This window comes from Allocoleopsis sp. (assembly GCF_036703385.1).
GTDB lineage: Bacteria > Cyanobacteriota > Cyanobacteriia > Cyanobacteriales > Coleofasciculaceae > Allocoleopsis.
Window position 1 is genome coordinate 1 of the sequence record NZ_DATNPA010000442.1, and the last position, 4,137, is coordinate 4,137.

5 protein-coding genes are annotated in these 4,137 nt (G+C 43.5%); 1 reads left to right on the forward strand and 4 read right to left on the reverse strand.

Translation table 11 applies throughout. From position 1 onward, the window contains the following. The 3 genes from V6C93_RS21765 to V6C93_RS21775 form a co-directional block, all read right to left on the reverse strand. On the reverse strand, positions 1-543 hold a 543-nt coding region (locus V6C93_RS21765; RefSeq protein WP_333478772.1), incomplete at its 3' end, for a phosphate-starvation-inducible PsiE family protein. A 220-nt stretch (positions 544-763) separates the two neighbouring features. Next, positions 764-1,648: a polysaccharide deacetylase family protein gene (locus tag V6C93_RS21770; RefSeq protein ID WP_333478773.1), complete on the reverse strand. Its 885-nt coding sequence runs from the start codon at positions 1,646-1,648 to the stop codon at positions 764-766. Positions 1,649-1,753: 105 nt separating this feature from the next. Beyond that, positions 1,754-1,903 (reverse strand): hypothetical protein, encoded by a 150-nt coding sequence (locus V6C93_RS21775; RefSeq protein ID WP_333478774.1) that lies wholly within the window; start codon positions 1,901-1,903, stop codon positions 1,754-1,756. 102 nt (positions 1,904-2,005) lie between these two features. Between V6C93_RS21775 and V6C93_RS21780 the strand changes: the two genes are divergently transcribed. Then, positions 2,006-2,851, forward strand: coding sequence for a hypothetical protein (locus tag V6C93_RS21780; RefSeq protein ID WP_333478775.1), 846 nt, complete (start codon positions 2,006-2,008; stop codon positions 2,849-2,851). A gap of 293 nt (positions 2,852-3,144) precedes the next feature. Here the strand turns inward: V6C93_RS21780 and V6C93_RS21785 are convergent, their stop codons facing one another. Beyond that, positions 3,145-3,870, reverse strand: a complete 726-nt coding sequence (locus V6C93_RS21785; RefSeq protein ID WP_333478776.1) for a Uma2 family endonuclease — start codon at positions 3,868-3,870, stop codon at positions 3,145-3,147. Positions 3,871-4,137 lie beyond the last annotated feature (267 nt).

A 4,137-nucleotide genomic window follows, 5' to 3' on the forward strand; every position in this document is an offset into this window, starting at 1 on the left:
AGTAACGGGCTGAGAATTTAGATTAGCGGCTGGCTCAATCGAGTTAGATAATTTATCGGTTGCAACGAGTTTATTTCTCATTGACAAGCGCCGTTCGGGGTCAACCCCATTAAAAGTTGGTGGAAGCCAAACTCGAACCACTAGCAGTGTTCCCATCACCAGCAAGAAGGCACAAGCAGCTAAAATTTGAACCCACGATGTTTCTAAGACTCCCCGCACGATAACTTCTCGTAGAACGGATACAATAGCCACCTCCACCGCTACCCCAATCGAAACTCGTTGCTCCTGTAGGTAAATAATCAGCAGTCGGAATAACTCGACTAAAATTAGCAAGAACAGAATATCTGAGGTAACAGCTCGGAAATCTAGGGGAGGTAGCAGCTCGAAAAACATCTCTCTTAGCTGGATTGCCATCAAGGCAAATAGAGCGATACACAGGGAAATTACAAATAAGTCTTGGACGGTTTCCAGAACACGCACAATACGATTCCGCTTGAACCATTCGTAGCCAGTACTTGACGGGTTAGTCAAAGGCTTCTGCATTTAGGAGTCCTCCAAGCTGTGTCACTAGAATCCAGGTTACATTCTTTCGGCTTATATCCCAACCCTATTTTTATTGGTAAATCTAATGATGTTTATCAAAACTTACCACTTGTTCAGCTTGCTAGAGTTCCGGTTCATGAAAGGTAGGGGCAACCCAAGGAATGATTACCTCTAAAAATTTGAGGGCTTTTCTGAACTGGTGTTCTAGGTGTTGTATGGGTCATTTTGATTTTGCATCTTTCAGCAATTCCGGAACGGTCACAAATCGATATCCCATCTGTCTTAATCCACTAATAATTTCGGGTAAAGCCTTTACCGTTTTGCTGTGCTCGCCGCCCCCGTCATGCATGAGTACAATAGAACCTGGCTTTGCACCCTTGAGCACATTCTTCACAAAAGCTGATGGTTGAGCTTTCCAATCCGTATCAGCGGAACTCACTGACCACATAACAACTGCATAATTCTGCTGTTTGGCGTAGGCAGCGACTCCATTTTTTAGGAACCCACCGGGAGGACGAAACAAAGAAGTCTTGACTCCGGTAGTTTTGTACATGAGTTGAGCCGTATCCTCAATTTCCTTTGCTGCTGTTTTCTTATCAAGGTGATGATACCAGTGGTGCCAAGTGTGATTTCCAATTGCGTTACCATCAGCTACAACTTGCTGGGCAATCTGAGGATTTTTTTCTAGTGCTGCACCCACCCAGAAAAATGTTGCGTTAATGTTATTTTTCTTCAGTATATCCAGCACTTGCAAGGTGGTTTTCTGCCAGGGGCCATCATCAAAGGTAAGGGCGATGAGTTTTTCTTGGTTATTCAATTTCACCTGAGAAAGGGTTTTTCCTTGAAATTGTGCTGGGACAGAAAATGTGCGGAGTTCAGGTGTAGTTTCTGGCTTTAATCCAACTACATGTTTACTCAATCCGTGATTGGCTGCTCCTACCAAAGCTGAGGGTTTGCTGATTGGGTGTTTAGCCGTCAAGCGATTGGGTTGATTTCCACGCTGAATTAGGCTCAAGACGATACTACATAAACCCACAGACGACGCAATGAGCAGCAGAAAAATCCACAATTTATATCTCTTGCCAAATAACCGATATTTTGCCAATTTAAACCTCTAAAATTTTCTCTATTTTAAGATTTGAAGTGATCGCCTCTCATTGACAAACAAATATCAAGAGGGAGCGATCGCTCTTCCTGCCCATCCCCAATCTTACCCCTGAGCGATCGCCTGCACCTCTTCCACCGACAACTCCAACGCTTCAGCAACCTGCTCAACACTCAACCCCATTCCCAATAACCGAGGAATCGCATCCAGTCTCGCTTGCTCAGGTTGCTCTGCCCGTTGCCGTTCTTCCTCCAATTGAAGATTCCTACATAGACACCTTGTAGGATTTTCAGCTCATCTGTTAGCTTATCTAAAGAGGTAGTTACCTAGTCTTCCCAAATATTTGAGCTTATTATTATGAGAAAACCTATTATTGCTCTAGGAACATTTGGGGGGGGTATTACATATGCCGCAGTTTGGACAAAAATTCTCGACATTGCCTTTAATTATCGTGAAATTAATGCAGGTGATGGCGTTTTCTTGTTCAGTCTTATGTTTATTTGCTTTTATTATTTTGGACTTTATATTAGCGCTGCTATATTTGGTTTTTTTTCCAAACGACAAAGAGACATCGCCCCCTCAGCATTACCAAAATTAGTATATGGTTTTCTCGGAAGCTTTACATTAAGCTTTTTAATAACACTGATTTTATTTTTATTTGTTATCAAGCCACCGACCATATTTTTTTCTGATGTCACTTTTTACTTCATTATTCTGAGTATAATCTTCATCCTGCACGTACTAGTGGTTCGTACAGCATATGAATTTGAAACTAACAAATCTTCAAAGTATTTTATTGTAAAGATTGCTACTGTATTATTGGTTAATTTAACCCTTCTGCTTGTTGTATGTATTAACGACTTTCCTGGAGTGAATGCTCCTGTTGAAATTCGCCAAAAATGGGCTTATGAAAAATTTAGGTACTACCCATCAATAGTTTGTACTATCAAACAAGCTAATCAGATTACAGATAAGGTTGGTCAAATAAAATTTGCTGCACCCACAAGAGGGCGAAACCTTCCTGTAATTATAGGTGGTAGCAGCGGCCCTTCGTCAGAACTGACGCTTGAAGTAGTAGGAGAAAAAGGAACAGGCATTGCTTACATAACCACTTGGGCGGGGGGTGTACATGGCATATATTTTGAGTATCAAGGCAAAAAGACTAAAATAACAGCATGGAGTACAATAGGCTGTGAGAATTAAACTTAACACTCTGAACGCATAAAACAACCGCAAGCTTAGGTGGGTTAGACGTAGTCGTAACCCACCGAATTGTCATGAAAAGTCTCATATCAAATCCGGTTAATCAGCCGCACTATCAAAATTGCATAATTCAAGAGGGGCGTTAGCTAAAGCCTTTCTATTGTGTGTGCAATCAAACGGATTTGATATCACACCAAAACAGCTAGCGTCAATATCCTATTTTGAAGCGATCGCCTCTCATTGACAAACAAACCTCAACAAGGAGCGATCGCTCTTCCTGCCCATCCCCAATCTTACCCCTGAGCGATCACCTGCACCTCTTCCCCAGATAACCCCAGCGCTTCGGCAACCTGCTCAACACTCAACCCCATTCCCAACAACCGAGGGATTGCATCTCGTCTCGCTTGCTCTGCTTTCTCAGCGCGTTGCCGTTGTTCCTCAAACCGTTGGGCAATCTCTGTATAAGTCAGAAAACGCTCTCCGTCAGGGCGATAAAACTCCAAATCTTCCTCTGACCAAGCAAACCGAATTCCTAATCGAGGACTGAGCCAATCCGTCATCTGGGGAATGATATCTAAGCCATCCTCAGTACGCAACCAACCTCGTAACCGATTCCTGTCCGGATCGTAAATATAGTACTCTTCCACGCCGTAGCGCTCGTAGAAGAGTAACTTCCTCTCCATCTCATCCTGTGTATTGCTGGGAGAGAGGATTTCAAACACCACTTGTGGCGCAATGTTCCCCTCGTTCCATTGTTGGTATGAACCGCGATCGCTTTTAGGTCTACCAAACACTACCATTACATCTGGAGCATTAACGATATTTGATTTTCCCTCCACCGGATACCAAAACAAGTCTCCCGCAACAAACACATCTGGGTCATCGGCAAATAACCAGTCTAAGTTCTGCTGAATCACCACAATCCAGCGAAACTGCTTGGTGTTATTTGCCATTGGTTTGCCGTCGCTATCGGGATAGATGACCTCTGACTGGGTCGGCGATTGCAGTTGAGAAACCATACCCTCAACCTCCGCAAGACTCTCAATACAATGCCTTCACGTTAGCACGATGGAGGTAATAGCCAAATTGTAGAGACGTAATATCTCGCGTCTCTACAGAATATACCGTAAATAAACCTCACACCCAGAAGTCGGGTTTCTTGAAGAAACCCGACTTCTCAGCCCCTGCTAGTTTTAGGTGTAATTGTGCCTATCTGCTTAGTAATGATTCCCGACTTTGCGATGGTGTACCGCCGTCAAGGCATCAGGTTTAGACACGCGACCCAC